The following is a 24,260-nucleotide window of genomic DNA, read 5'->3' on the forward strand; positions in this document are numbered from 1 at the left end:
CCTCGAGCCAATCAAAGAGGCCAAAACAGCAAGATGAGCGAGGGCCCCGTGACCAGAACGAGCGCGCTCAAAGGCGCGCCCAGTCTGGGATAATCAGAAAACTTATAGCCGCCAGGTCCCATAACCAGCGTGTTGCACTGGTGACCGATGGGCGTCAGGAAGTCGCACGCGGCGCCGACCGCGACCGCCATCAGGAACGGGTCTGGATCGTAGCCAAGCTGCTTGGCGAGCGTCGCTCCGATCGGGGCGACGATCAGAACGGTCGCCGCATTGTTCAGGAAGGGCGTAACCGCCATTGAGGCGAGCATGACGCCGGTAATCGCGACAACGCCCGGCAAGCCTGTGAACACGTGGCGAAGCAGTCCTGCGATCAGGTCGGACCCTCCCGTGGATTGGATCGCGTCTGAGACGGGAATGAGGGCCGCGATCAGAACGAGGAGGGGTCCATCGAGCGCGGCATAGGCCTCACGCATCTTCAAGCCGCCTAATGCGACGATCACGACGGCGGCGCCGAAGAACGCGACGGCGACTGGAACTAGGCCAAGGCCGACGAGCGTCATGGCGCACGCAAGAACAACAGCCGGCATGAAGCGCCTGCGCACGCTCCCGAGTTGAACCTGACGCTCCGCCAGGGGGAGTAAATCCAGCGCTCTCAGCGCGACCGGCAGCGCCTGTTCGGCGCCTTGAAGCAGGATGATATCGCCGGGCGCCAGTTTTGCCGTCCGCAGATGCTGGGTGAGTTGAAAGCCGCTTCGCGACACGCCCAACAGATTGATCCCGTGCTGGCCGTACAGATCCGAGCTTCGAACAGACTGCCCTTGAAGCGGGGAGTTTCGGCCGATGACCGCCTCTACGATCGCAATCTCCTCGGATGCGGTCGCTATGGGAACCGGGCGATCATCACGGATGAGATTCATCTGAGCCCGACTGACGAAGCCCTCCAGCGCCTGCTGCTCGCCCTCGATCAGCAGCGCGTCACCCGCTTTGACGACGACATTGCCTCTGGGACTCAGCCGCCGTTTCCCTGAACGGATCAGCGCCATGATCTTGACCTCGTCGTCGCCGAGGGCGGCAAGAGCGGACACGGTCATAGACCCCGGAGCCCAGCCTTCAGGCGCCCTGACTTCCGTGGCATAGGCGTTGGCGGCCAGGGCCGCGCTCATGGATGTGGCGCCCTGTCGATCGCGGGGCAACAGGCGATAGCCGAACGCCAAAAACGCCAGGGCGATCAGGGTGAGCGCCAGGCCCACGGGTGCGTAGTCGAACATGGCGAAGGGTTCGCCGACGATGCTCTGACGCACTTCGGCGACGATGATGTTCGGGGCGGTCCCGACCAGGGTGACCATGCCGCCCGCCATGGCGCCGAAAGCCATTGGCATCAGGAGCCGTGAGGGAGACGACTTCGTCTGGCGCGCCACCTGAAGCGCCACCGGCATCATGATCGCCAGGGCTCCGACATTCTTCGTCGCCATGGAAAGCAACGTCACAGCGCCGGTCAGAACCGGGACTTGAGAACGCTCAGTCTTTAGCAGCGGCATCACCCGCCGCATCGCGAGCTCAATTACCCCCGATCGGGCAAAGGCGGCCGAAACGATCAGCGCGCAGGCGATGATGACGGTGACGTCGTTTTTGAAACCGTCAAATGCAGCCTCGGCGGGGATGATGCCGATCGCCAATCCTGCAACCAACGCGACGACCGCGACCAGGTCGTAACGAAACCGACCCCAGATGAAGGCGCCGATTGTCAGCCCGACAAGGCCAAAGGCCAGTCCCTGTTGAAACGTCACTCGCCTAGCGCCCTTGCCTGATCAGCACGCAGCGTAGGCTCAATGTTGATAGACAGCCAACCCTCTGGAGTATCCAACGACAGAAGGACATCCGCTGTCAGTGCTGACCTCATCCTGGCGGCAGGGCATGACGACCCAGCCGCCCCAGGATGGACGATGAAGTTTGAGGTCAAGCAGTAGATCAGGGTGAAAAATGCAGACCTGAGCAATTCTTCGGATCAGCTTCGCCGGCTCAGCCAGTGATCGAAACCAATCGGCCCGGCGCCGAACCTGATGATGTAGAGCAGCACCGTCGCCCAGAGCAGGTGGGTCGGCCAACCGAGGGGATAGACGAAAACCTCGATCACTACAGTCATGCCCAGAAGCGCGAGCGCGGCGAAGCGGGCGCCGAGGCCGAGCACCAGCAGGATCGGGAACAGATGTTCCGAATAGGTCGCCAGGTGGGCGGCGATATCGCTAGGGATCAGAGGCAGTCGGTATTCCTGGGCGAACAGAGCATAGGTGCTGTCTGTGATGGTCAGCAGGCCCTCCACCTTTGTCCGGCCGGAGAGGAAAAAGACCGCCGCGATCGATACACGCGCGATCAGGCTGAGCACCGGCAGGGGGATCGCAGCCTGGGCCAGGCGTGGGAGGACCGCCAAGGAGGGGCGCGGCGACGATACGGCGGTCAGTTCGGTCATTGTGGCGCTCCGGTTTCGATACAAGTGAAGGCGCCGCTCAGAAGCAGATCTCTGAACAGCTCGGACAGATTGGCTGCGGGATCGGCGGCGAGGGCGGCGAGCGCCGCCGCTCCGACGGTGTGGCCGTGCCGGCAGGCGTCGAGGAAGGCGAACTGGGGCCGGTTCAACCGATGGGTCTGGACCTCCATTTCCGGACGCACGATCAACAGGCCCTCGGGGGACTGGTCCCACACCATGTCGTCCGGAGGCGTAGCCAGACGATTGGCCAGCCAGATCGATGGCGCGGTCCAGTCGAACCAAAAGACTTGCGCAGACGGATGCAGGACCGCGTAGCCGGCGTCGAGAGCAGCGTGCGACAGGGCGGCGACCGTCGTTGGAGCCAGCGTCGGTGCGTCAGCGGCGCGGTGCGCGCGGCTCCATGCGCGATCAAGACGGGCGACAGGCGGCAGAAACTGAAGTTCAAACGCGGGCGGAAACGTCGCCAGCCACTCCGGGAAGCCCTCGCCATAGGCATCGAGAACCGGGGATGAGGGAGGCGCGCTGTCGGCGTAGATCAGAGCGGCGTCGCGAAACCAGTCCGGACCGACCAACCGTTCGACAGTCGGATAGAGACCCGCCAGGGCGTCGGCACGCCCCTTGGCCACCGTGTTTCGATAAACCGCCAGTCCGGGCGGATTTGGATCCGCCAGCCACGGTGTGAGCATGGAGCCTTGCCCCTGTAAGGCCAGGGAGAAGCTCGCATGAAATGACAGCATCGGATCGTCAGGCGTCGCACTGGACATGGCAGGCCTCCATTATAGCGACGGCTTGATCGCGTTCGGCGATCAACTCGGCGAAGTCGGGGATGTTGTCGTCGCGCTCGATCAGCGTGGGACGCGGCCCGATCCGCATGAGTGTCTCGGCATAGAGGGACCAGACGGCGTCGCTGACCGGCGCGTCGTGGGTATCGATCAACAGCGCCTCTGCGTGGGCGGGATCGGGCGCAAAGCCGGCCAGATGGATCTCGCCGATAAGATCGGCCGGAACGGCCGCCAGATAGTCCGACGGGTCTGCGCCCAGATTGTTGGCGCTGATGTGCACATTGTTCAGATCGAGCAGCAGGCCACAGCCTGTCGCGGCGGCCAGTTCGACCAGGAAGTCAACCTCCCCCATCTCGTGGCCTTTCAGGTCAAGGTAGAGGGACGGATTCTCGATCAGCAGGCGTCGGCCCAGTGCGTCCTGCGCGCGCCCGACGTTGTCGCTGACCCGCTTCAACATCTGTCGGGTGCGCGGAAACGGGAGCAGATCAGGATGATAGACGCCGCCGCCCCGCGACCAGGCCAGATGCTCGGACATCAGAAACGGCTCGAATCGGTCAGCGAGCGTCTTGAGCCGCGCCAGATGCTCCGGGTCCGGCGCCTCGTCTCCGCCGAGCGACAAGCCGACACCGTGCAGCGACAGAGGCTTTTCTCGACGGATGGCGTCCAGCCATTTCAAGCGAGGGCCACCATCGACGATATAGTTCTCAGGATGGACCTCAAACCACAGACCGGCCGCCGCAGACGCCAGAGCCTCGTCGTAATGGCGGGCCTTGAGGCCCAGTCCCACAGTGGGGACAGGCGTCGTGGCGGTCGATCCATGGTTCATCAGTCCAGTTCCGATCAGCGCGAGACTGGCGTCAGCGAGCCGTTGCCGCGCGGGGTGCGGATGCTGGTGCAGGTGCCGGCGGGCGTGTGCTTCCAGGCGTTGCCCTGATAGTCGCGCACCGAGGTGCCGGCGCAGGTCGTGCCGGGGCCGGCGGCGCAGTCGTTCTTGCCGGCCAGAGCGATGCCGTAGCATTTTTCCATGGCGGCCGGTTTGGCCTCGGCGTTCCTGGTCGATTGGGCGTGCGCCATGCCGGCGCCGGCGGTCAAGGCGACTAGGGTGGCGGCGGCGATCTTGGTGCGGGTCATGCAAGAGGTCCTTCTCAAAAGGCACGGCCGTTCGTGGCCGCTGAATCCGCCTTTCGCCGACGACCCGCCGCGCGTTACATTTTCGAGCCAACTATTTTTCGTGCATCATTTTGCGAGACGCCATGTAACCGTCGCGGTCTCCGCAGCGTAGGTCGCAGTCGCACGTGCTTGACCGGGAATCACAACTCAAAGCCTTGATGCTCAAAGGCCTGGACGGTGACGCGCAGGCTTGGCGCGTGCTGCTGTCGGACCTGGCCGCGCACCTGCGGCCCTTTTTCAAACGCCGTCTTTTCAACGGAGAAAGCGACGCGGAGGACCTCGTGCAAGAGACCCTGATCGCCATTCACGCCAAGCGCGCCACATGGGATCGCAACCAGTCGTTCACGGCCTGGGCCTTCACGATCGCCCGCCACAAGCTGATCGACCACCTGCGCCGCCAGGGCCGACGCCTCACCGAGCCGCTGGACGACGCAAGCGTGCTGCTGGCCGAGCACACGGTCGAGGACGGGGTCATGCGCCGCGATTTGACCCGCGCCTTGTCGATCCTCCCGGCGCGACAGCGCGCCCTGATCCATGATGTGAAAGTCACCGGGCTGAGCGTGGCCGAGGCGGCCGAGCGTCACGGCTATTCCGTCGCCGCCGCCAAGGTCAGCATCCATCGCAGCTTCAAGGCTCTGACCGCGCGCTTCGCGGCTGGAGCAGCAGGGTCCAACGATGAAGACTGACGACCTGATCACCAGCCTGGCGCTGGACTTGCCGCCCACGTCTCAAGGCGACGTGGACCGTCGTGTCCTGCTGTTCATGCTGCCGGCGGCGGGCGTCGCCCTTTCCGGTGTTGTGTGGTGGCTGGGACTGAGGCCGGATTTGATGTCGGCCGTCGCCGGACCGACCTTCTGGGCCAAGGCGGCCTATACGGCGGCCCTGTGCGCCGCCGGCTTCTGGCTCCTGGATCGACTGGGGCGGCCGGGGGCTTCGACGCGCCGTCCCACAATCCTGCTAGCAGCCATTTTGGCCATCGCCGCCGGATGGGCTGTCGTGGAGTTGCTGGGCGCTGCGCCTGACGCGCGGATGGACGTGGTCATGGGTCGCTCCGCCAGGGTCTGTTCGACCAACATCCTGTCGATCGGCGCTCTAGCGGCGCCGTTCATCTTCTTCGCTGCGAGACGATTCGCCCCTGTGAAACCCGCTTTCGCCGGCGCGGCCGCCGGTCTTCTGACTGCTGGGCTGGCCGCGACCGTCTATGGCCTGCATTGCCCTGAGCACACGGCCGCCTTTGTGGCGGTCTGGTACACCTTGGGCATGGGCCTCGTCGCGGCCCTGGGCGCTGCTCTGGGTCGTTTCGCCTTCCGCTGGTGAGCATGTGCGCGACACTGCAGTTGAGCGGTCTTGAGGCGCTTCTGAGTGGTTTCGACAGACAGAGTGTCAGGACCACTTAAGACTGGCTCAAGCGCTGCTTGAAAAAGCGCTTAATTTCTCCCCCGCAAAGTAGCTGACCACTTAACAGTGCTTCAGTCGGTTTGAATTTTGCTCGGAAGTGATTGCAGTTTAGCGCCAGAAGCGGACTTTGCCGCCGCGCCGCTAACACGACTTTGGCCTGTCCTTCCCGGCCTTTGACGATCACGGAATAAGCCGCTCTGTCCTCAACTGGGTAAACAGATCGACGAACGCGTCGTCGGTCGGCTGATAGTCCATGAAGCCCATGCGCCGGCTCTTGCTCATGTCCGTAATCACCTCGACGGGGCGACCAAGGTCGGCGTCGGTGTGCCATGGCGAGGCCAGTCTATCGAGGTCCGGCTCGACAAGGTCTTCCCGCTCCGCGATGCGGCGCCAGATTTCGCGGTCTCCGGCCATCTGGACCTGCAGCGGCTCGGCCGTTCCATCGAACACGGCGGGGGCGATCTCGAACCACTCGGCGATCCGGCTCCACATCCATTTCCAGCGGAAAACGTCTCCATTGACGACATTGAAGGCTTGATTGGCGGCGGCGGGAGTGGTCGTCGCCCAGACCAAGTGGCTGGCCAGTTGGCTGGCGCTGGTCATGTCGGTCAGACCTGCCCACTGCGCCGTTGAGCCCGGAAACCGGAACGGCCGCCCCGTCTCCCTGCACAAGGTCGCATAGACCGCCAGCGTCGTGCCCATGTTCATGGCGTTGCCCACGGCCTTGCCGATGATCGTGTGAGGCCGATGTATGCTCCAGCTGAAACCGTCGCGGTCCGCCGCCGAGAACACCTCGTCTTCCTGCGCGTAGTAGAAGTTGTCGACGTCCAGCCGTCCGTGTTCCTCGCGGAAGGGGGTCTGGGGCAGCACGCCCTGGCCATAGGCTTCGAAGGGGCCGAGGTAGTGCTTGAGCCCCGTCACGAGAGCGACGTGCCGAACGGAGGCTGCCGGCCGCACGGCGTCCAGCACAGTCCTCATCATGGACGCATTGACGCGGATATTTTCCGCCTCTGTGGCTTGCCGCGACCAAGTCGTGAAGAAGACAGCGTCGGGACGCTGAGCAGCCAGGGCCGCCGCAGTGGCGGCGGTGTCGTGGAGGTCGGCTGACACGGGCGTGACGCCAGGCTGAACCACAGGCCGACGGGCGAGTCCGAGGACTTGCCAGCTCTGCGCCATAAGCTCGGAAGAAAGCGCGCTGCCGGCGATGCCGCTCGCTCCGACGACAAGTGCAATTTTGGACATCAACTGTTCCTGGGACCGTAGCTGCAGAGGGGCGGCGCCTATGCGTCCAGCACAGCCTGCACGACCTAACCGCCCAAGAGACAAATGGTCCTGACCAAGGTGCGGAGATAGTCATGCCGCCGGCCTCTTGGTGCGTCTTCGACCGAGTTTAGCCGTGGATGGTCACACTCGCCGCCTGCTCATGGTGAGTTGCGCGCCCCACTTTCCCGAGGGGCTGACCGATTTCGGGAGAGGAGGCTGACGGCAATGCGCCAAATTTGGACATCGGGATTTCGTCGGGAAGCCGACCTTGGTTGAGCGCGCCACCGCGGGGCGATAAGCAGAAGCATGACTGTGCCGATTGCCCAACTTGAACTCGGTCGAGACGGTGCTGAGCTAACACCCAACGCGCTGGACGGCTCCATACTCGCTGCCTTGGAACAGGTTCTCGCTGATCAGCCACGCGACGTTGCCGGCGTCAGGCTTTTCGTTATTGAAGGGCTAACAAGCTTTCTCGCCATCGACGGCCCGATCGGCTCCCTCGCCGCGCGGAGACTGGGTAAAGTTGCACGGCCTGTGCGGGCGATCCTCTTCGACAAGACAGAGTCAGCGAATTGGTCATTGGCCTGGCATCAAGACCGTGTGGTTGCGGTGCGCGGGCGAAAGGAAGTCGAAGGCTTTGGGCCTTGGACTCACAAGCATGGCGCACTGCATGTCGCGCCACCGTTCCAACTACTAGCCGATATGCTCACGCTGCGCGTCCATCTCGACCTTGTGCCTCAGACGAATGCTCCCTTGCTTATCGCGCCGGGCTCCCACCGCTTCGGCAGGATCCAGGAGGCTGATGTTCAGGAGGTGGTGAGCAAGTGCGGGGTTGCCATGTGTCTGGCGGAAGCGGGCGACGTCTGGACCTACGCTACGCCGATCTTGCACGCGTCCGACAGGGCGAGCGCGGTGACGCACCGCCGACTTCTACAAGTGGACTATGCCGTGGGTGATCTCCCGAGCGGACTCCAATGGCTTGGCGTCTGACTCGCGCCATGAGCGGACCTTGCGTCTGCACCGCAAACCAGACGTTCAACCATCCCGTGCATCAACTTTTTCAGCCTTCGCTTGATGCTGCTCAGCGGCATCGAGGCCGCCGACAAATACCGCCGTTCGCTGCAAGCTGCGCCCATGATCGAAGGACTGGTACTCGGCTGACGACCTGCGTCCCGCGCTGTACACCTGGGATCGCAGCTTCAACGACTGGGGCGACGACACACAGCCCTATGATGATCGCTTTCTGTCCCTAACCCGAAGCGCCGACGAAAGTAGTGTGATCGAGCCCAGGAGCCCACGTTTCACGGGGAATGTTCGCGTTCTGATCGGGCCGCAAAACAGCTCGGCCACCTTCAGCTTCGCGCAAATGGTCCAGCGCGAGCGGCTGGGCGCGCTGGTGGGCGAGACCACAGGCGGCAATCGGCGCGGCATAAACGGCGGCGCCTTCTACTTCCTGCGGCTACCTGCCACCGGCCTTGAAGTCGACCTGCCGCTGATCGGCACCTTCCCTCAACAGCCCCAGCCCGATACGGGCATTCGGCCGGACATCACCATCCCGCGCACGGTCGAGGCGATCGCAGCGGGTCGCGATCCGGTGATGGAAGCGGCGCTAACATGATCAAGCCGACGGGTTCGCGTCAGACCGGGCTTGGAGAATAGCAGGACTTGCCCGACCTGGCGTCATTTGGCGGGAATGACCGCCCCTTCGTAGGTGCGGGTGATGTAATCCTTGATCGGCTGGCTGGTCAGCGCGGCCGCCAAGGCCTTGATGCGCGGATCGTCGCGGTTATCGGCGCGGGTGACGAGGTAGTTCACGTAGGGGCTGTCGCCACCCTCCAGGGTAAGGGCGTCGTTGCGCGGGCTGAGCTTGGCGTCGAGCGCATAGTTTGTGTTGATAACCGCCAGATCCACCTGGTCCAAAACACGCGGTAGGGTCGCCGCCTCAAGTTCGCGGAAACGGAATCCCTTCGGATTGCCCGCGATGTCCGCGACCGTTTGCAATGGATCAGCGCCCTTCTTCAGCGTGATCAGGCCGGCGGTCTGGAGCAACAGCAGCGAACGCCCGGTGTTGGAGGCGTCGTTCGGCAAGGCGATCTCCGCGCCATTCGGCAGTTCCGCGAGCGCCTTGTGCCTGCGTGAATAGGCGCCCAGGGGCTCGACGTGGACCCCGGCGACCGTCACCAGATTGCCGCCGCGTCCAGCGTTGAACTCGTCCAGATAGGGCTTGGTCTGGAAATAGTTGGCGTCTAGCCGTCCTTCCGCCAGCTGGGTATTAGGCTGGACGTAGTCGTTGAACACCACGACCTGAAGATCGATGCCTTCGGCCGCCAAGATCGGCTTCACCTGCTCCAAAATCTCTGCGTGAGGCACAGCGGTGGCGCCGACCTTCAGCGGCCCCTCCCCGTCCGCCGCCTGACGGCCGCAGGCAGTCAGGGCGAAAAGAGCAGCGGAGAGAAGAAGTGAACGACGCAGCATGGGGAAACTTTCGACCTAGCGGTGCGAGACCTTAGCGACCCAACGGTCGCCGAGCACTTGCAGAATTTGTACGATCACGAGCAGCAGAACTACGGTCACCACCATGACATCCGTCTGGAACCGCTGATAACCGAACCGGATCGCCAGGTCGCCCAGTCCGCCTGCGCCGACAACACCGGCCATTGCGGTGTAGCCGACCAGTGCGATGGCGGTGACCGTCGCGCCCGCGATGAGGCCCGGCAGCGCCTCCGGCAACAGGACGCGCCTGACGATCTGCCAAGTCGTACCGCCCATGGCCTGGGTCGCCTCGATCATGCCGCGCTCGACCTCGCGCAGGGCGGTCTCGACCAGACGCGCATAGAAGGGCGCGGCGCCGACGACCAGCGGCGGAATGGCGCCGGCGACGCCCAGCGATGTGCCCACCAGCAGCACTGTCAGAGGCAGCATGACGATCAGTAGAATGATGAAGGGCACCGAACGCAGCACATTGACGGTGAAAGACAGCACCGCATGGACAATACCGTTCTCGAGAATTCTGCCGCGTCCGGTGGCGTAGAGGGCGACGCCGAGCGGCAGACCCAGAATGACGGTGATGGCCAATGACGCCACGAGCATCAATAGCGTGTCGCCAGCCGCCTCAGCCACAGTGGTCCAGTCGATATTCGATCCAAGCATCAGGATACGACCTCGACTTCAACGCCTTCGGCGCGAAGGCGCCCGATGGCGACCTGCGGATCGCCGCCAATCAGGGAGACCTCCAACCGACCGTAGGCCTGATCGCGAAACCGTCCGATGCGGCCCGCTAGGATCGCGTGATCAACGCCGGTCTCGCGCGAAATCCGGCTCAGCACCGGCTCGAACGTGCGTTCACCCCGGAAGACCAGCCGCGCCACGACGCCTCCGGCGGGCCGCGGCGTCGCTGTTCGGGCCTCGCCCTCGGCCAGAAGGCTTCGGGTGGCCGAGGTCTGCGGATTGAGGAAGACGTCTGCGGTCGGGCCGCTTTCGACGATGCGCCCCGCTTCCATGACCGCGACCTTGTCGCATACACGCCGGACGACCTCCATTTCGTGCGTGATGATCACGAGCGTCAGTTTGAGATCTCGGTTCAACTGATCCAGCAGGCCCAGGATGTCCTCGGTGGTTTCGGGGTCCAGAGCGCTTGTCGCCTCATCGCACAAGAGAATATCGGGCTCGCAAGCCAGGGCGCGCGCAATGCCGACGCGCTGCTTCTGACCGCCCGACAGCTGAGCCGGATGCTTCTTTGCGTGTTCGGTGAGCCCGACACGCGCCATCAGATCATCCACGCGTGCGGCGATCTCCGCGCGTGACCTCCCCTCCAGCACCAGAGGCAAGGCGATGTTGTCGCGGATCGTACGGCTATGCAGCAGATTGAAGTGCTGGAAGATCATGCCGATGCGACGACGCGCTGCGCGCAGGTCCGCGGGACGCAGGGCCGTCAGGTCCTGATCACCGACCCAGACCCGACCCGCATCAGGCCGCTCCAACAAATTGATCGTGCGCACCAGGGTCGATTTGCCGGCGCCGGACCGCCCGACCACGCCGAAGACTTCGCCTGACGCCACCGTCAGATCGACGTTGTCCAATGCCGTGCGCTCGCCGCCCGGACTGCGGAACCGGCGCTTCACGCCTTCTAATCGGATCATCGGCCTTCCTGATGCTGCGGCGGTCTAGTGCGGCGCGTCGGACATTGAGGCAAGGAGAATGCACGCGCGGCCTGGGCGTTCATCCCTCACAGCTCATCTATGACCACGGCCTTCGTCGCTTGGCTTCGGCGCGAAGCCAAGCGACGAAGGCCTGAGCCTCGGGTCGCAGGCTCCGCGGCGGGTGCCGTTCAAAAGGAATCCAAGCCACGAAGATGTCTGTCGATAAACCAGCGCTCACGCAAACTGTGAGCGTCGAATAACCTGGGCGGCGAAGCGCTCCATCTCTTCTTCTTGCGGCGACATCTGGAGCAAGAGCAGATCGACCCCGGCGGCCTCGAATTCCTGAATGCGCGCCTCTAGCTGCTCGGGCGTGCCGACGAAGCCGGGCCTCAAGCCTCGATTGGAGACGCTGTATTCGCGAATTTTGAGCTCGCGTTCCAACTCGGTGCCGGAAATCCACTGGTCGAAGTTGGCGAAGCCGGCGGGAGGTCGGCCTTCCGCAAGCCCGGGTATGGTGGTGATCCGCTCGAGCTCACGTTCGGCCTCGGCCTGGGTGTCGCGTACGATGGCGTAACCCGCCATGCCGAAGGTCATCGGCGGCAGACCCAGCACCTCACGGCGCTCGCGCATGTCCGCGATCTTTGCGGCCACATGGACCGGGTCGTCGCCGTGCATGACATAGGCGTCGCAGCGACGCGCAATCAGCGCCTTGGCGCTCTCGCTCTCGCCCCCGGCATAGACGATCGGCCGAGGTCGCGCCGCCGACGCGACCGGCTTGGGTTCCACGATGGCGTCGCGAAGCTGATACAGTCGGCCGGTGAAATCCGAGCGTCGCTCCGTCCATAATCGCTCCAGAACCTCCAGCCACTCATCCGTTCGCGCGTAGCGGTCGTCGTGCTGGTCGAACTGGAGCCCGTAGCTCTCCGCTTCCTTGGCCCACCAGGACGACACGACGTTGAGCGAGAGCCGCCCGTCGGAGATACGGTCGATGTTGGCCGCCTGTTTGGCGAACAGGGCGGGCTGGTGAAAGTTGGGGCGAACCGCCACCATCAGTTCGATGGAGCGCGTCACGGCGGCCAGGGCGGCGGCGCTGGACCAGGCGTCTAAGGCTGGCGCTTCGATCCCCTTGATGTCGTTCAGATTGAGTTCGGCGATCAGGGTGAGATCCCACCCGATCTCCTCGGATCGACGCACCAACCGCGAGAGGTTCTCCCAAGACGCCTCGCGCTCGTCATCAACATTGCGAAGCCATCCGCCAAACACCGGCGCCCAATAGCCATATCTCATTTCGAAGCCGCCTTATGGTCCTGGATGACGTCGACGAGCCAGTCGACCAGCGTCTCGTGAGGATCGAAGCCCAGCACAGCGACCGGGTCGGCTACGAAGTTCGACAGGGCGTTGATGTCGTAAAAGCGCACCGAGCCGTCCCGCTCGTCGATCAGATACTCGACCGATCCGACTTCGATCTGACCGGCGCGCACGATTGCCTCGACTGCGGCGATCACTTCGGCTGGGGGATGAGCGCGCGTCATAGTGAGGGCCGCCGCACCCGGTCGCGCCAGACAGGCGTCCGCTGGACAAAGATCGAAGGTGTCGCCCGGGCTCTCGACATCCAGGGCGTAGAGATAGCGACCGTTAAGCGTTTCGACCCGCGTGATCTTGCCGCCGACGCGCGGCGCATATTCCTGGATCAGAGAAACGCCGTTCACGCCGACAGGCGCCTGGCCGGATTGTGCCGCCGCTTGCAGCGCGTCCAGGGTCTCGTAGCGAACGATGCCAGCACCCGCCCCTCCGATGTCAGCCTTGACCAGGATCGGAAATCTCAGGCCTTCTGCGGCCTTTAGCAGGTCGATCTGCCGGTGGACGGCGCGGGTCGCGGGGGCCTTGTAGCCCTGGCTTGAAATCAGGCTCAACTGACGCGCCTTGGACGAATCGATCGCCAATGCCGCTCCGTTCACCACCCGGACGCCGAGCCTTTCCCAGTGTTCGAACAGACTCTGGGCATAGAAGATCGGATGTTCGGCGTCGCGGAGGAAGCTCGACATCGCGACGCGGCTGAAGACGACGGAAGCCGGCGCTTCGGTCGCTGACGGGTCGAAAACATGATCCGCCAGAGGAACCGTGATGAACTCGACACCCCGTCGTTTCAACACGGCGAACAGGGGTTCGAACCATTCGGGGTGTTCATAGACGACGGCGAGATCGGGCTTTGAAGGCATCGGGCGTCCTGCGACAGAAAGCGAGCCTCACTTAACGAGGCATGCGGGTCAGACGATCCGAGTTCTTCTACAACCGCACGATAGGATTTGTGGTCTTGGCTTCGAGCTCAGGCTCATCGGTGCGCCGCGCAGGTAAGCCGAACAGCGCCGAGCCAAAGCGCGGAGGCGCCATCCTGAGACAGGCCAACCATGGCGCCTTTGCGTCGGTAGACGGACGGAACGACCCTGGGGATCAGCGCTTCGCCCTCCTTCATTGTCGGAGCGACGATGTGTCGTCGATCGATAAACTTGAGGTCCATTAGCGCACAGCGCGCATAGGTCTCCGGATCGCTGCTCACGAAGATTGTACAGCTATGCTCGCCGCACACGACGTTGAAGACTTCAGTAATCTGGTCGAGTTGTTCAGTCGTGGCCTTTTCGTGCGGCTCGCGAATATCGAATATCCATTCCCAGCGGCCCAGGTCCGGACGACGACCGATAATCTGCAGGACAGTCTCCGCAACCGTTGGCGTTCGATCCGCCGTCTTCGCCGTGATGACGATACGTCGGCGGTTCTCATCGATATTGTACTGGGTCATGACGCAGACGCATGGCGGAAAGCTACGAAGAATGGCTTACGGCGAACGAGCGGTTGGCCTCGTTGCCGCGTTTACACGGGGCGCTTTCACGGCATCACCTGCCTCAGGCGTTTGTGAAGGCCCTGGCGTTTGCGCCGCCCCCGAAGCGCCAGGAGCGGTCATTCACTGAGCGCCGGAAACACGTCATTCATCGATGCAGTCCGAGCCTGGGGACGTCCGCTTTTTGGTCCGATGCCTTTGGCCGATTCTGACCCTAGGCAGACATTCCACCGCTACTGCTCGATCCTGCCTTAGCTTGTTTTTCGCGCCTTAAGCTGGATTCGTGCCAGCCTTAACTTGCACCGACAGTGCGATGGCGACCCCGGCAGGACTCCAACCTGCGACCTCGGCTTTAGGAAAGCCTTGCTCTATGCAGCTGAGCTACGGGGCCACGTTCGACGCCGTAGCGGGTCGGGGCGGCGGGGGGAAGTCGGGGCGGCGAAAAAGTGAGGCGGCGGGGCGGCAAGTGGCGGCTCGGGCGTTTGTGGTTAAGGGGTCTTAACCTACAAGATATCGCGGTGAACAAAGGACGAAACGGGCGATGTCAGCGATTCGGTCCTGATTCGTTTCGCCCTTGTTCCGCGAGAACGGAACGGCGGTTAACCGACCGGCGGAACGTGGGCGGTCAGGGCGCGCAGGCCCTCCAGAAGACGGTTGGAATCGGCGCTGGTCTGACCCTGGGCGGCCAAGGTCAGGCGAAGCGCGCGGACGTGAACCTCGACCGACGGCCAGGACCAGCTGCCGGCGCCCTTCATCCGGTCGGCGATCTCGCACAGGCTGAAGGCGGCCTCGAAGAAGGTGGGGACGTCCAGATAGCCGGCCATGTCGACCATGGCGGAGGCGAAGGCGTAGATTTGGGCCGGAGCATCCTGCGGGCGGGTCGCGCACAGGGCCTCGATGGCGTCGACATTGGCCGTCAGGAGGGTGAAGACATGGTCGCGCTGTTCATCCAGCGCCTGGTTGGCGCGGGATTCGGCCTCGATGATCAGACGGCCGCCGGGCCGCGCCATCTGACGCTGGAGCGAGGTGTGGACGCGGCGGACGGTGGAGGGTTTGGGCGCGGCGACAGGCTCGGTCACAGGCTGACCTTCATCGGCTTCATCAGCATGTCGATCTCGTCCTGATCCATGTTTTCCTCGACCGCCTCGCCCAGATCGCCGGTCAGGTCGCTTTCGCGACGACCATCGGTGCCGGGAGGCGGTCCGTAGTTGTGCACCCGGCGGTCGGGGCCGATGTAGTATTCGGACTCGACGAAATCGCGGTCCTCGCCGCCCAGCCAGATGATCCGTTTCAACAGCAGCGACGGCGACAGGGGTTTGGCGACGATGAAGCTGGCGCCGCAATCGCGGCCTTGGTGGACCTTGGCCTGGGAGGCGTGACCCAGGATCATGATAACGGGCACATAGCGGGTCGGCGTGGGGGCGTCGCGCCGCAGCCAGCGCACGAAGTCATAGCCGTCCATGTCCGGCATGATGCAGTCGATCAGGATCAGATCGACCGAGCGGCGCGCCAGCAGTTCGACGGCCGCCTGGGCCGAGGCGCACTTGATCTGCTCCTTGCAGCCGAAGCCCTGGACGATGGAACCCAGCATATCCAGCGACGTGGGCTGGTCGTCGATCAGAAGGACCGTCGTGTGCGCCAGATTGACCCGATCGCTCTTGGCCATGGCGTCAGAACAGCATGAGGTCGCCGGCGTCGGCGTTCGATTGCGGGCGATGCTCGCCGGCGGCGGGACGAAGGCGGCCAGCCATGTCGGCCAGCGACAGGCGGCTGACGGCCTCGGACGGGCTGGCGCCGCCGCCCAGCATGCGCAGGACGCCGGACAGAGCCTCGAGACGCTGGGTCAGGGCGTCCAGGGCCTGGGCCTGGGTCAAGGCGTTGGGGCGTTCCTCGGGCGGTGCGCGGCGGACCAGATCGCTGACCAGGGCCTCGATCCCGTCGATGCCTTCGCGCACCAGCATCAGCTCGTCGGCGACGGCGGCCAGCAGGTCAGCGTGTTCGGGAGGGGCGCTCATGCTCAGAACAGTTCCAGGGCGCCGGTATCGACCGGGGCCATGACGGGCACGGGTTTGGGGGCGACGACGTCGGTGACGGCGCGTTGAAGGGCGCGGCCGGTGACGGGCCAGTAGTGCAGGCGCCGACCGCCGTCGCCGCGCAGACTGCCGCCCACAACGGGAATGCTTTCGTCGCGCAGGAATTTCTCGGCGAAGTCGGCGTTGCTGCGCCCCACGTCGCGCAGGCTGTCGAACATGCGGCCGCCGCCGAACAGCTTGGCCTCCAACCGATCGCGACGGGCGCCCGCCTTGAGCATGTCGTTGATCAGAAGCTCCATCGCATAGGCGCCGTAGCGACGTCCCGCGTCGGTGCCCGCGCCCGAGCCTTCGGGCAGCAGGAAGTGGTTCATGCCGCCGACGCCCGCCAGCGGATCGCGCACGCACATGGCGACGCAGGACCCCAGGATGGTGCTGAGCACGACATTGGGATCGGACGTGATGAAATGCTCGCCCTGACCGACGTGAACGCGCTTTTCGACCGTGTCCTTCAGGGCGGCGAAACTCATGTCAGAGGACCGAAAACGGCTTCCAGCTTGCCCTTCAGCTGGGCGACGGTGAAAGGCTTGACCAAGTAGTTGTTGACCCCGAACTGCACCGCGCGCTGGACCAGCTCGCGGTCAGCGCGGCCCGTCAGCATGATAAAGGCGGTCTTGGAGGTGGGGGGATGGGCGCGCACGGCGCGCAGCAGGCCCAGACCGTCCAGGTTCGGCATATTGTAGTCGGAGATGATCAGGTGCGCGGGCTTGGACACGATCTCGCGCAGGGCGATCTCGCCGTCGGCGGCCTCGCGGATCTCGCGCACGCCGAGCTGTTGCAAGCTGGTGCGGACCAGCGAACGCATCGTCATCTGATCATCGACGACCAGGCAGTGAAGTGAGGCGGCGGCGGGCATAGGTTACGCTCCCGATTAGGCGACAGACCGCGCGGCCGGATCGGCGCACAGTTCGAGAATGGCGGGGGACAGGCGGTGCAGCGGCAACTGCCGCTCCACGGCGCCGATTTCATGGGCGGCCTTGGGCATGCCGTAGACGACGCAGGTCGCCTCGTCCTGGCCCAGGGTGCGGCCGCCGGCCTGGCGCATGGCCAGCAGGCCCTTGGCGCCGTCGCGGCCCATGCCGGTCAGGATCACGCCGGTCATCGGACGCTTCAGCCGGGCGACGGAGTCGAACATCACATCGACCGACGGACGGTGGCCGTTGACGGGATCGCTGGCGATCAGGCGGCAACGGGGCGTCAGGCCGCCGGACACCTCAAGATGGGTTGCGCCGCCGGGGGCCAGATAGATGTGGCCCGGCTTCAGCGGGGCGCCGTCCACGGCCTCGGTCACGGTCGGGGCGCAGACGCGGTCCAGACGGGCGGCGAAGCTGGAGGTGAAGGTCGCCGGCATATGCTGGGTGATGACGGTCGCCGGGCAATCCAGCGGAAAGCCGCTGAGCACGGTCAGCAGAGCCTCGACCCCCCCGGTGGACGAACCGATGGCGAGAATCTGATTGGGATCGGCATGATAGGCGCGCGGCGCCTCGGCGGCGGCGGGCGTGTCGCCGCGGGCGCGGACGCGCGAACGGGCGGCGGTCTTCACCTTGCCGATCAGGTCGTGGAAGGCGTCGACGCTGGCGACCGCCGGTTTGGCCACCGCATCCACGGCCCCGATTTCCAGCGCGGCCAGGGTCACGTCCGTACCCGCCGCCGTCAGGGTCGAGACCATGACCACCGGCATCGGCCGCAGCCGCATGATCTTTTCCAGGAACTCCAGCCCGTTCATATTGGGCATCTCGACGTCCAGGGTGAGGACATCGGGATTCAGGGCCTTGATCGCGGCGCGCGCCTCGATGGGATCGGCGGCGGTGCCGACGACCTCGATCTCAGGGTCCGACTTCAGGGCGGCCGAGATCAGCCCGCGCATGGTCAGGCTATCGTCGACGACGAGGACGCGGACGGGGCTCATGCAGACCCCAAGCGATAGGTGGTCAGGCCGGCGGTCTGAAGCTGGCTGGTCGCCGGGCCGGAGACGCGTTCGGAGTGACCGATGTAGAGGGTCGCGCCGGGGTTCATCAGCGGGGTGAACCGCTTCCACACCCGCTCCTGGGTCGCGTCGTCGAAGTAGATGACGACGTTGCGACAGAAGATGACGTCGAACTTGCCCTTCATCGGCCAGTCGCCGATCAGGTTCAGCTCCTTGAAGCTGACCAGACGCTTCAGCTGCGGACCGGCGACCCACTGGCCGCGATCGGCGCGGTCGAAATATTTGCGCCACAGGGTGACGGGCGCGGGCTCCAGAGCCTCTTCGGAATAGACGCCATCATGGCCCTGGGCGACCATGTTGGGATCGATGTCGGTGGCCAGGATACGCACATCCAGCTCGGCCGCCTCGGGCAGGGCCTGAAGCACGGTCAGGGCCATCGAATAGGGCTCCTGCCCGTTCGAACAGGCGGCCGACCACAGGCGGACCCGGCCGCCGGCGCGGGCGCGCGCCGCCAGTTCGGGCATGACCCGGTCGCGCAGGTCGTCGAAATGATGCGGCTCGCGATAGAAGCGGGTGACGTTGGTGGTCAGGGCCGCCGTCATCTTCTGACGCTCGTCCACGCCGTCCACGCCCTCGACCAGGGCGCAGTAGTCGCGGAAGCTGGTCAGACCCAGGGTGCGCAACCGCTTGGCCAGGCGCGAATAGACCAGCGCGGCCTTGCCCTCATTCAGGGCGATGCCCGCGTGGGCGTGCAGCATCTGGGCGATGTGGCGGAAATCCTCGGCGGTGAAGACGAACTCGCCCTCGACGATGGATCCCCGGCCGGCGGCGGCGGTCATGCGGCTTCGGCCTCGACTTGCGGCAGGATGTAATCCAGTTCGATCAGGCTGATCATGCGGCCGTCGATCGAGAAGATGCCCTTGACGAAGGTCTTGACCTGATCGCTGGCGACGTCGGGCGTCGGCTGGACCGAGGCCTCGCTCATCTGCAGGATGTCGGACACGGCGTCGACCAGCAGGCCGACCATGCGGCCGCCAATGTGGGCCACCATGATGACGTGGCGCGCCGTCGGTTCCGAGGTCGTCAGGCCGAAGCGCGCGCCCAGATCGATGATCGGCAGGACCGTGCCGCGCAGGTTGATGACGCCCTTCATGTATCCCGGCGAACGGGGCAGAGGCGTCGCCGGCGTCCAGCCGCGGATTTCGCGCACCGACATGATGTCGACGCAGAATTCCTGACTGCCGATGCGGAAGGCGATCAGTTCACGCTGGAGATCTTTGGCTTCGGTCATGGTTCAGCTCGCGAGCTTGAAGTCGGGACGGACGGATTTGCGGCGCATGTCGGTGACCAGCACGTCGATATCCAGGATCAGGGCCACGCGCCCGTCGCCCAGGATGGTGGCGGCGGCGACGCCCTCGACCTGCTGGTAGTTGGTTTCCAGGCTCTTGATGACCACTTGGCGCTGGCCCTGGATGGCGTCGAACAGCAGGGCCGCCTGCTGACCGCCTTCGGTTTCGACGACCACGGCGACGCCTTCGGTCGGGTTCATCGGCTGTTCGCGGAAGCCCATGATCAGGGCCACGTCGATCAGCGGCAGGAAGCGATCGCGGAAGCGGATGACGGGATCCACGCCGCCGACGAAGTGCAGGTCGACGGCCTGCGGGGTCAGGCTCTCGACGATGGCCGGCAGCGGCGCGATCAGCGTCTGTTCAGCGGCGGCGACGACCATGCCGTCCAGCACCGCCAGCGTCAGCGGCAGGCTGAGGGTGAAGGTCGAGCCCTTGCCCGGAACCGAGCTGATGGAGATGCGACCGCCCAAGGCCTGGATCGACCGTTTGACCACGTCCATGCCCACGCCCCGGCCCGAGATGTCGGACACGACGGCGGCGGTGGAGAAGCCCGGCGCGAAGATCAGATTGTCGATCTGTTCGTCGGTCAGGGGGGCGTCGGCGGCGATCAGACCCTTGTCGACGGCGATCTTCTTGACGCGTTCGCGATTGATGCCGCGGCCGTCGTCGGAGATTTCGATGACGATCCGACCCGAGCGGTGCAGAGCCGCGAGACGCACCGTGCCCTCGGCGGGCTTGCCGGCGGCGACGCGCTCCTCGGGCGTTTCCAGCCCGTGGTCGATGGCGTTGCGCAGCATATGGGTTATGGGCTCGGCCAAGCGTTCGACCACGGTCTTGTCGACCTCGGTGTCCTCGCCGGCCGTGACCAGACGGACCTGTTTGGAGACCATGTCGGCGACTTCGCGGACCAGGCGCGGCATACGCTGGAACACCGACTTCACCGGCTGGGCGCGGATGGCCATGACGCTGTCCTGGATCTCGCGGGTCAGCAGTTCCAGGTCTTCGAGGCCGAGCGCGATGCCCGACGAGCGGGCCAGGCCGCTTTCCAGGACGCGCTGCGACAGCATGGCCTGCTGGATGACCAGTTCGCCGACGACATTGATCAGGCGATCCACCCGATCAAGATCGACACGGATCGTCACCGGCGCGGGCGCGACAGGAGCGGAAGCCGGCGCGGGGGTCGCCGCCACGGGTGCGGCGACGGGCTCAACGACGGGCGTAGCGATGATCGGCGCCGGGGCCGGCTCGGGCTCCAAGGCGGCGGAGGGCACCACTTCGGCCGCCGGCTCGGCGGCGCCGGAAGCCTTGGCCAGCAGGGCGGCGATATCCAGATCGTCGCTGGCGGGCAGGACGGCGGCCGGTTCGTCGTCGAACGCGCCGATGTCGGTTGCGCCGCCGGCGCCCAGGGACGTGACGGTCAGGTCGCAGTCGCTTTCGACGAAGTCGAAGACCTCGCGCACGGCCGCCTCATCGACGGCGGCGGCCAGATCGACGGTCCAGGTCAGGCAGCCGTCCTCGATCGACAGCGCGTCCAGCGTCGGCGTCTCGCTGTCGTCCACGACGACCGTGACCGGGCCGAGGCGGCCCAGTTCGCGCAGCAGCAGGCTGGTCTCGTTGGCGTTCACGTACATCCGGCCCATCGGCTTGAACACGATGCGCCAGCCGACCGACGGCGCGTCCGCGCCCAGATCGGCGATGGGCAGGGGCGCAGGCTCGTCCAGCGCCATGTCGAAGGCCATGGGGGTGAAGCCGAAGTCATCTTCGTCTTCCTCGACCTCGACCGGCGCCTCGCCGCCGTGGGTCAGGACCTGCATTTCGGCGACCAGGGCGGCGGACCGCGCCTCGTCCACCGGCGGGATCAGACCCTGGGCGGCCTGGATATGATCGGCCAGCACGTCGGAGGCGCGCAGCAGGGTCTTGATGGTGATGGCGTCGCACGGCTTACGGCCCGCGCGCAGTTCGTCCATCAGGGTCTCGAAGACGTGGGCGAACCGGACCAGAGCCTCCAGGCCGAAGGCCCCTGCCCCGCCCTTGACCGAATGGACGGCGCGGAAGACGGCGTTGATCGTCTCCAGGTCGGTCTGACCCTGTTCAAGCAGCATCAGCTTGGCTTCCAGGTCCGCGAGCAGTTCGTCGCATTCCTGGAAGAAGGTGGCTTTGATGGCTTCGAAGGCGTCCATTAGGTCGGGGTCCGGCGGGCTTCAGGCGATCAGGCGGCGACGCGGCGGACGGCGTCCACCAGCTTTGCGGGGTCGAACGGCTTGACGATCCAGCCGGTGGCGCCGGCGGCGCGGGCGCGGGCCTTTTTCTCGACGTCGCTCTCGGTCGTCAGCACCAGCACCGGGGTCGTGCGGTGGTTCGGATCGGCGCGGACGCCCTCGATGACGCCGAAGCCGTCCATGCGCGGCATGTTGATGTCGGTGATGATGACATCGGCGCCCTTGGACGCCAGGGTCTCCAGACCGTCCACGCCGTCCACTGCCTGGATCACGGTATAGCCCGCATCTTCCAGCGCCATCAGCAGCATGTCGCGCATGGTGCGTGAATCGTCGATCGTCAGAACGGTCTTGGTCATGCCAACGCCCCCTCGGTGTTGAAGTCCGGCGCGCCGTAGGCCGCCCATTGTTCCGTCCAATATTGGGACACAGACCCTAAACTTAGGTTGACGCCATCGGCCGCCCACGTCTTTCGCGCCGACAGCAGGATCTGAAGGCACAGGCCGCCCAGGCGCTGAACCGCAGAGGCGTCCAGGACCACCGGATGACCGCGCAGGGCCAGCAGTTCGGCCTTCAGAGGCTCGGCCGCATTCAGGTCCAGCACGTCGGAAAGGATCAGGTTTTCGGTCATCAGAATTCCTCCCAACCGTCTTCGGCGGCGGTGACTTGAGGCCTGGGCGCGGCGCCGCCACGGCCGATGGTCTTCAGGGCGGCGACCATGTGACTGGAGCGAGCCGCGGGCTTGGCGACGGGCGCAGGCGTGCGAACCGGCGCGGGCGCAGCGGCGCGCGGCGACGAGGCCCCGACGCGGAACTGGGCGACCGAGGCTTGCAGGCTTTCCGCCTCCTGGGCCAGCGAATGGCTGGCGGCGGTGGACTGCTCGACCATGGCCGCGTTCTGCTGGGTGACCTGGTCCATCTGGTTCACGGCGGTGTTGACCTGGGCCAGACCGACGGCCTGTTCCTGGGCCGAGGCCGCGATTTCTGTGACCAGGCTGTCGATCTCGGCGACGCGGTCCACGATCCGTTGCAGGGCCTCGCCGGTCTCGCCGACCAGTTTGACGCCCGAGCCGACCTGACCCGTCGAGGCCGAGATCAGGGTCTTGATCTCCTTGGCGGCTTCGGCCGAACGCTGGGCCAGGGCGCGAACTTCGGACGCGACCACCGCAAACCCGCGGCCGGCCTCGCCCGCACGAGCGGCCTCGACGCCGGCGTTCAGGGCCAGAAGGTTGGTCTGGAATGCGATCTCATCGATGACGCCGATGATCTGATTGATCTGGGTGGACGAGCTTTCTATGGCGGTCATGGCTTGGACGGCGTCGCGCACGATCACGCCGCTCTTCTCGGCGTCGCCGCGCGCGGCCTGAACAACATCCGAAGCCTGGCGGGCGCCCGAGGCGGTCTTGTTCACCGTGGCGGTAATTTCATCCAGGGCGGCGGCGGTTTCCTCCAGCGAGGCGGCCTGCTGTTCAGTGCGGCGCGACAGGTCGTCGGCGGCCTGCGAGATTTCGCCGGCGCCCGAACGAATGCCCGAGACGTTGTTGACCACGACCGAGACGGCCTGCTGCAGCTGGGAGATCGCGGCGTTGAAATCCGTCTTCAGCTGCGCGGCCTTGGCGCTGAACTCGATGTCGATCCGGTAGGTCAAATCTCCGTTCGCCATGGCCGAAAGACCTTCGCCAAGAGCGCCGATGGCCTGAGCGTCCTCGGCGGCTTCGCGCGCCTTGTCGGCCTCGCGTTCGGCGCGTTCCTGCTCGGACATCGAGCGCTGCGCCAAGGCGTCCTGTTCGACGCGGACCTTTTCGATCGCGGCGTCGCGGAAGGCCACGATGGCCTGACCCATCTTGCCGAACTCATCCTTGCGCTCGGCGCTGGCGACCTTGATGTCGGTGTCGCCGGCCATCAGCTTTTGCATATAGCCGATCATCGTGAAGATCGGGCGCACGATGGAGCGCGTCGCGACGAAGCCCGCGATGAGGGCGATCACCAGGGCCGAGATCAGGCCCACGATCGTGGCGATCAGCGCGGTGCTGCTGGCGGCGGCCTGAGCCTCGGTCGAGGCCTTGCGCGCCACATCATTGGCGCTCTTGATCTGGTCGATCGTGTCTTCGACCGGCGCGACGTAGTTGTCGGCCGTTCCGTTGCGGCCGACCATCTGAACGGCCTGGGCCGCGCGACCGTCGCGGACCATCGCAGAACCGGCTTCCACGACATTCTTGTACCAAGTCGAATTGCTTTCCACCGCCTTGTCAACCAAGGCGGCGCGGTCGGCGGGCAGTTCGCCGCGCAGCTCGTCCATGGCCGCCAGGAACTTGGCGCGGTGCGCATCGACGCGTTCGATATAGTAGGGATCCTGAGACAGAAGGTAGCCGCGGAAGGCGTTCTCCTGGCGCGCCATGTAGAACTCGGCCGTCGCCGTGGTGCGATTGACCTGGTTTTCCACCGTGCGCACTTCGCCGGCCTTCTCCAGCTGGAGCAGGCTCGTGACGACGACGACGCCCATGACGGCGATCGCCGCCAAAACGAGACCAAAGGCCGCGAACAGCTTGCGGCCGACGGGCATATTTTCAATCAAGTTCAACTCAGCATCCCCCGGTGGATCGGTA

28 protein-coding genes and 1 tRNA gene are annotated in these 24,260 nt (G+C 65.2%); 4 read left to right on the forward strand and 25 right to left on the reverse strand.

Going from position 1 to position 24,260, the window contains the following annotated elements:
- Window positions 1-11 precede the first annotated feature (11 nt).
- From QRN13_RS04285 to QRN13_RS04305, 5 genes are all read right to left on the reverse strand, one after another.
- Window positions 12-1,787, reverse strand: a complete 1,776-nt coding sequence (locus QRN13_RS04285) for an SLC13 family permease (RefSeq protein WP_284876964.1) — start codon at window positions 1,785-1,787, stop codon at window positions 12-14.
- A gap of 218 nt (window positions 1,788-2,005) precedes the next feature.
- Window positions 2,006-2,467 (reverse strand): DoxX family protein, encoded by a 462-nt coding sequence (locus QRN13_RS04290; protein ID WP_284876965.1) that lies wholly within the window; start codon window positions 2,465-2,467, stop codon window positions 2,006-2,008.
- Entirely contained in the window at window positions 2,464-3,249 is a 786-nt protein-coding gene (locus QRN13_RS04295; protein WP_284876966.1) for an HvfC/BufC N-terminal domain-containing protein, read from the reverse strand. Before QRN13_RS04295 ends, QRN13_RS04290 begins: the two co-directional genes overlap by 4 nt.
- A complete protein-coding gene (bufB, locus tag QRN13_RS04300) occupies window positions 3,230-4,093 on the reverse strand; it encodes an MNIO family bufferin maturase (RefSeq protein WP_284876967.1) in 864 nt (287 codons plus the stop codon). Before bufB ends, QRN13_RS04295 begins: the two co-directional genes overlap by 20 nt.
- Window positions 4,094-4,107: 14 nt before the next feature.
- Window positions 4,108-4,398, reverse strand: a complete 291-nt coding sequence (locus QRN13_RS04305; RefSeq protein ID WP_066623386.1) for a BufA1 family periplasmic bufferin-type metallophore — start codon at window positions 4,396-4,398, stop codon at window positions 4,108-4,110.
- A 197-nt stretch (window positions 4,399-4,595) separates the two neighbouring features.
- Here QRN13_RS04305 and QRN13_RS04310 point away from each other — a divergent pair, with 197 nt between their 5' ends.
- Both QRN13_RS04310 and QRN13_RS04315 read left to right on the forward strand, forming a co-directional pair.
- Window positions 4,596-5,123, forward strand: a complete 528-nt coding sequence (locus tag QRN13_RS04310) for a sigma-70 family RNA polymerase sigma factor (protein ID WP_373427513.1) — start codon at window positions 4,596-4,598, stop codon at window positions 5,121-5,123.
- The gene (locus QRN13_RS04315) at window positions 5,113-5,754 is read left to right on the forward strand and encodes an NrsF family protein (RefSeq protein WP_284876968.1); all 642 of its coding nucleotides are present in this window, start codon (window positions 5,113-5,115) and stop codon (window positions 5,752-5,754) included. Before QRN13_RS04310 ends, QRN13_RS04315 begins: the two co-directional genes overlap by 11 nt.
- Before the next feature lie 261 nt (window positions 5,755-6,015).
- Here the strand turns inward: QRN13_RS04315 and QRN13_RS04320 are convergent, their stop codons facing one another.
- Window positions 6,016-7,077: an SDR family oxidoreductase gene (locus tag QRN13_RS04320; RefSeq protein ID WP_284876969.1), complete on the reverse strand. Its 1,062-nt coding sequence runs from the start codon at window positions 7,075-7,077 to the stop codon at window positions 6,016-6,018.
- A 327-nt stretch (window positions 7,078-7,404) separates the two neighbouring features.
- On the opposite strand from QRN13_RS04320, the gene QRN13_RS04325 reads away from it, so the two are divergent.
- Together QRN13_RS04325 and QRN13_RS04330 are read left to right on the forward strand one after the other, a co-directional pair.
- Complete coding sequence (locus QRN13_RS04325; RefSeq protein WP_284876970.1) at window positions 7,405-8,088, forward strand: phytanoyl-CoA dioxygenase family protein; 684 nt, start codon at window positions 7,405-7,407, stop codon at window positions 8,086-8,088.
- A 286-nt stretch (window positions 8,089-8,374) separates the two neighbouring features.
- Complete coding sequence (locus QRN13_RS04330; protein ID WP_284876971.1) at window positions 8,375-8,716, forward strand: S41 family peptidase; 342 nt, start codon at window positions 8,375-8,377, stop codon at window positions 8,714-8,716.
- A 62-nt stretch (window positions 8,717-8,778) separates the two neighbouring features.
- On the opposite strand, the gene QRN13_RS04335 is transcribed toward QRN13_RS04330, so the two are convergent.
- The 19 genes from QRN13_RS04335 to QRN13_RS04425 all read right to left on the reverse strand — a co-directional run bounded on the left by QRN13_RS04335 (window position 8,779) and on the right by QRN13_RS04425 (window position 24,217).
- On the reverse strand, window positions 8,779-9,573 hold the full coding sequence (locus tag QRN13_RS04335; protein ID WP_284876972.1) for a MetQ/NlpA family ABC transporter substrate-binding protein: 795 nt from the start codon (window positions 9,571-9,573) through the stop codon (window positions 8,779-8,781).
- A gap of 15 nt (window positions 9,574-9,588) precedes the next feature.
- Window positions 9,589-10,248, reverse strand: a complete 660-nt coding sequence (locus QRN13_RS04340; RefSeq protein ID WP_284876973.1) for a methionine ABC transporter permease — start codon at window positions 10,246-10,248, stop codon at window positions 9,589-9,591.
- Entirely contained in the window at window positions 10,248-11,237 is a 990-nt protein-coding gene (locus QRN13_RS04345) for a methionine ABC transporter ATP-binding protein (RefSeq protein WP_284876974.1), read from the reverse strand. Before QRN13_RS04345 ends, QRN13_RS04340 begins: the two co-directional genes overlap by 1 nt.
- Before the next feature lie 234 nt (window positions 11,238-11,471).
- Entirely contained in the window at window positions 11,472-12,524 is a 1,053-nt protein-coding gene (locus QRN13_RS04350; protein WP_284876975.1) for an LLM class flavin-dependent oxidoreductase, read from the reverse strand.
- Window positions 12,521-13,456, reverse strand: coding sequence for an ATP-grasp domain-containing protein (locus QRN13_RS04355; protein WP_284876976.1), 936 nt, complete (start codon window positions 13,454-13,456; stop codon window positions 12,521-12,523). The genes QRN13_RS04350 and QRN13_RS04355 overlap by 4 nt, the downstream gene beginning before the upstream one ends.
- Before the next feature lie 113 nt (window positions 13,457-13,569).
- Window positions 13,570-14,034, reverse strand: a complete 465-nt coding sequence (locus tag QRN13_RS04360) for a hypothetical protein (protein ID WP_284876977.1) — start codon at window positions 14,032-14,034, stop codon at window positions 13,570-13,572.
- A gap of 353 nt (window positions 14,035-14,387) precedes the next feature.
- Window positions 14,388-14,464: transfer RNA gene (locus tag QRN13_RS04365), tRNA-Arg, on the reverse strand.
- A gap of 208 nt (window positions 14,465-14,672) precedes the next feature.
- Window positions 14,673-15,152: a hypothetical protein gene (locus QRN13_RS04370; RefSeq protein ID WP_284876978.1), complete on the reverse strand. Its 480-nt coding sequence runs from the start codon at window positions 15,150-15,152 to the stop codon at window positions 14,673-14,675.
- Window positions 15,149-15,739 carry a response regulator gene (locus QRN13_RS04375; RefSeq protein WP_137722477.1) on the reverse strand — a complete coding sequence of 197 codons (591 nt, stop codon included), beginning with the start codon at window positions 15,737-15,739 and terminating at the stop codon, window positions 15,149-15,151. Before QRN13_RS04375 ends, QRN13_RS04370 begins: the two co-directional genes overlap by 4 nt.
- A gap of 4 nt (window positions 15,740-15,743) precedes the next feature.
- On the reverse strand, window positions 15,744-16,088 hold the full coding sequence (locus tag QRN13_RS04380) for a DUF8776 family protein (RefSeq protein ID WP_045811565.1): 345 nt from the start codon (window positions 16,086-16,088) through the stop codon (window positions 15,744-15,746).
- A 2-nt stretch (window positions 16,089-16,090) separates the two neighbouring features.
- Window positions 16,091-16,633, reverse strand: coding sequence for a chemotaxis protein CheD (locus tag QRN13_RS04385; RefSeq protein ID WP_284876979.1), 543 nt, complete (start codon window positions 16,631-16,633; stop codon window positions 16,091-16,093).
- The gene (locus QRN13_RS04390; protein WP_039246211.1) at window positions 16,630-17,019 is read right to left on the reverse strand and encodes a response regulator; all 390 of its coding nucleotides are present in this window, start codon (window positions 17,017-17,019) and stop codon (window positions 16,630-16,632) included. Before QRN13_RS04390 ends, QRN13_RS04385 begins: the two co-directional genes overlap by 4 nt.
- Window positions 17,020-17,034: 15 nt before the next feature.
- Window positions 17,035-18,072 (reverse strand): protein-glutamate methylesterase/protein-glutamine glutaminase, encoded by a 1,038-nt coding sequence (locus QRN13_RS04395; RefSeq protein ID WP_284876980.1) that lies wholly within the window; start codon window positions 18,070-18,072, stop codon window positions 17,035-17,037.
- Window positions 18,069-18,929, reverse strand: coding sequence for a CheR family methyltransferase (locus QRN13_RS04400; RefSeq protein ID WP_284876981.1), 861 nt, complete (start codon window positions 18,927-18,929; stop codon window positions 18,069-18,071). Before QRN13_RS04400 ends, QRN13_RS04395 begins: the two co-directional genes overlap by 4 nt.
- Window positions 18,926-19,381 (reverse strand): chemotaxis protein CheW, encoded by a 456-nt coding sequence (locus tag QRN13_RS04405; RefSeq protein ID WP_039246217.1) that lies wholly within the window; start codon window positions 19,379-19,381, stop codon window positions 18,926-18,928. Before QRN13_RS04405 ends, QRN13_RS04400 begins: the two co-directional genes overlap by 4 nt.
- Window positions 19,382-19,384: 3 nt before the next feature.
- Window positions 19,385-21,619 (reverse strand): chemotaxis protein CheA, encoded by a 2,235-nt coding sequence (locus QRN13_RS04410; RefSeq protein ID WP_284876982.1) that lies wholly within the window; start codon window positions 21,617-21,619, stop codon window positions 19,385-19,387.
- Window positions 21,620-21,648: 29 nt separating this feature from the next.
- A complete protein-coding gene (locus QRN13_RS04415; RefSeq protein WP_039246220.1) occupies window positions 21,649-22,014 on the reverse strand; it encodes a response regulator in 366 nt (121 codons plus the stop codon).
- Window positions 22,011-22,286 carry an STAS domain-containing protein gene (locus QRN13_RS04420; RefSeq protein WP_284876983.1) on the reverse strand — a complete coding sequence of 92 codons (276 nt, stop codon included), beginning with the start codon at window positions 22,284-22,286 and terminating at the stop codon, window positions 22,011-22,013. Before QRN13_RS04420 ends, QRN13_RS04415 begins: the two co-directional genes overlap by 4 nt.
- Window positions 22,286-24,217: a methyl-accepting chemotaxis protein gene (locus tag QRN13_RS04425; RefSeq protein ID WP_284877041.1), complete on the reverse strand. Its 1,932-nt coding sequence runs from the start codon at window positions 24,215-24,217 to the stop codon at window positions 22,286-22,288. The genes QRN13_RS04420 and QRN13_RS04425 overlap by 1 nt, the downstream gene beginning before the upstream one ends.
- Between the last annotated feature and the right edge of the window lie 43 nt (window positions 24,218-24,260).

Origin of the sequence: Brevundimonas sp. MEB006b, from assembly GCF_030209705.1 — a bacterium.
In the GTDB taxonomy this organism is placed as follows: domain Bacteria; phylum Pseudomonadota; class Alphaproteobacteria; order Caulobacterales; family Caulobacteraceae; genus Brevundimonas.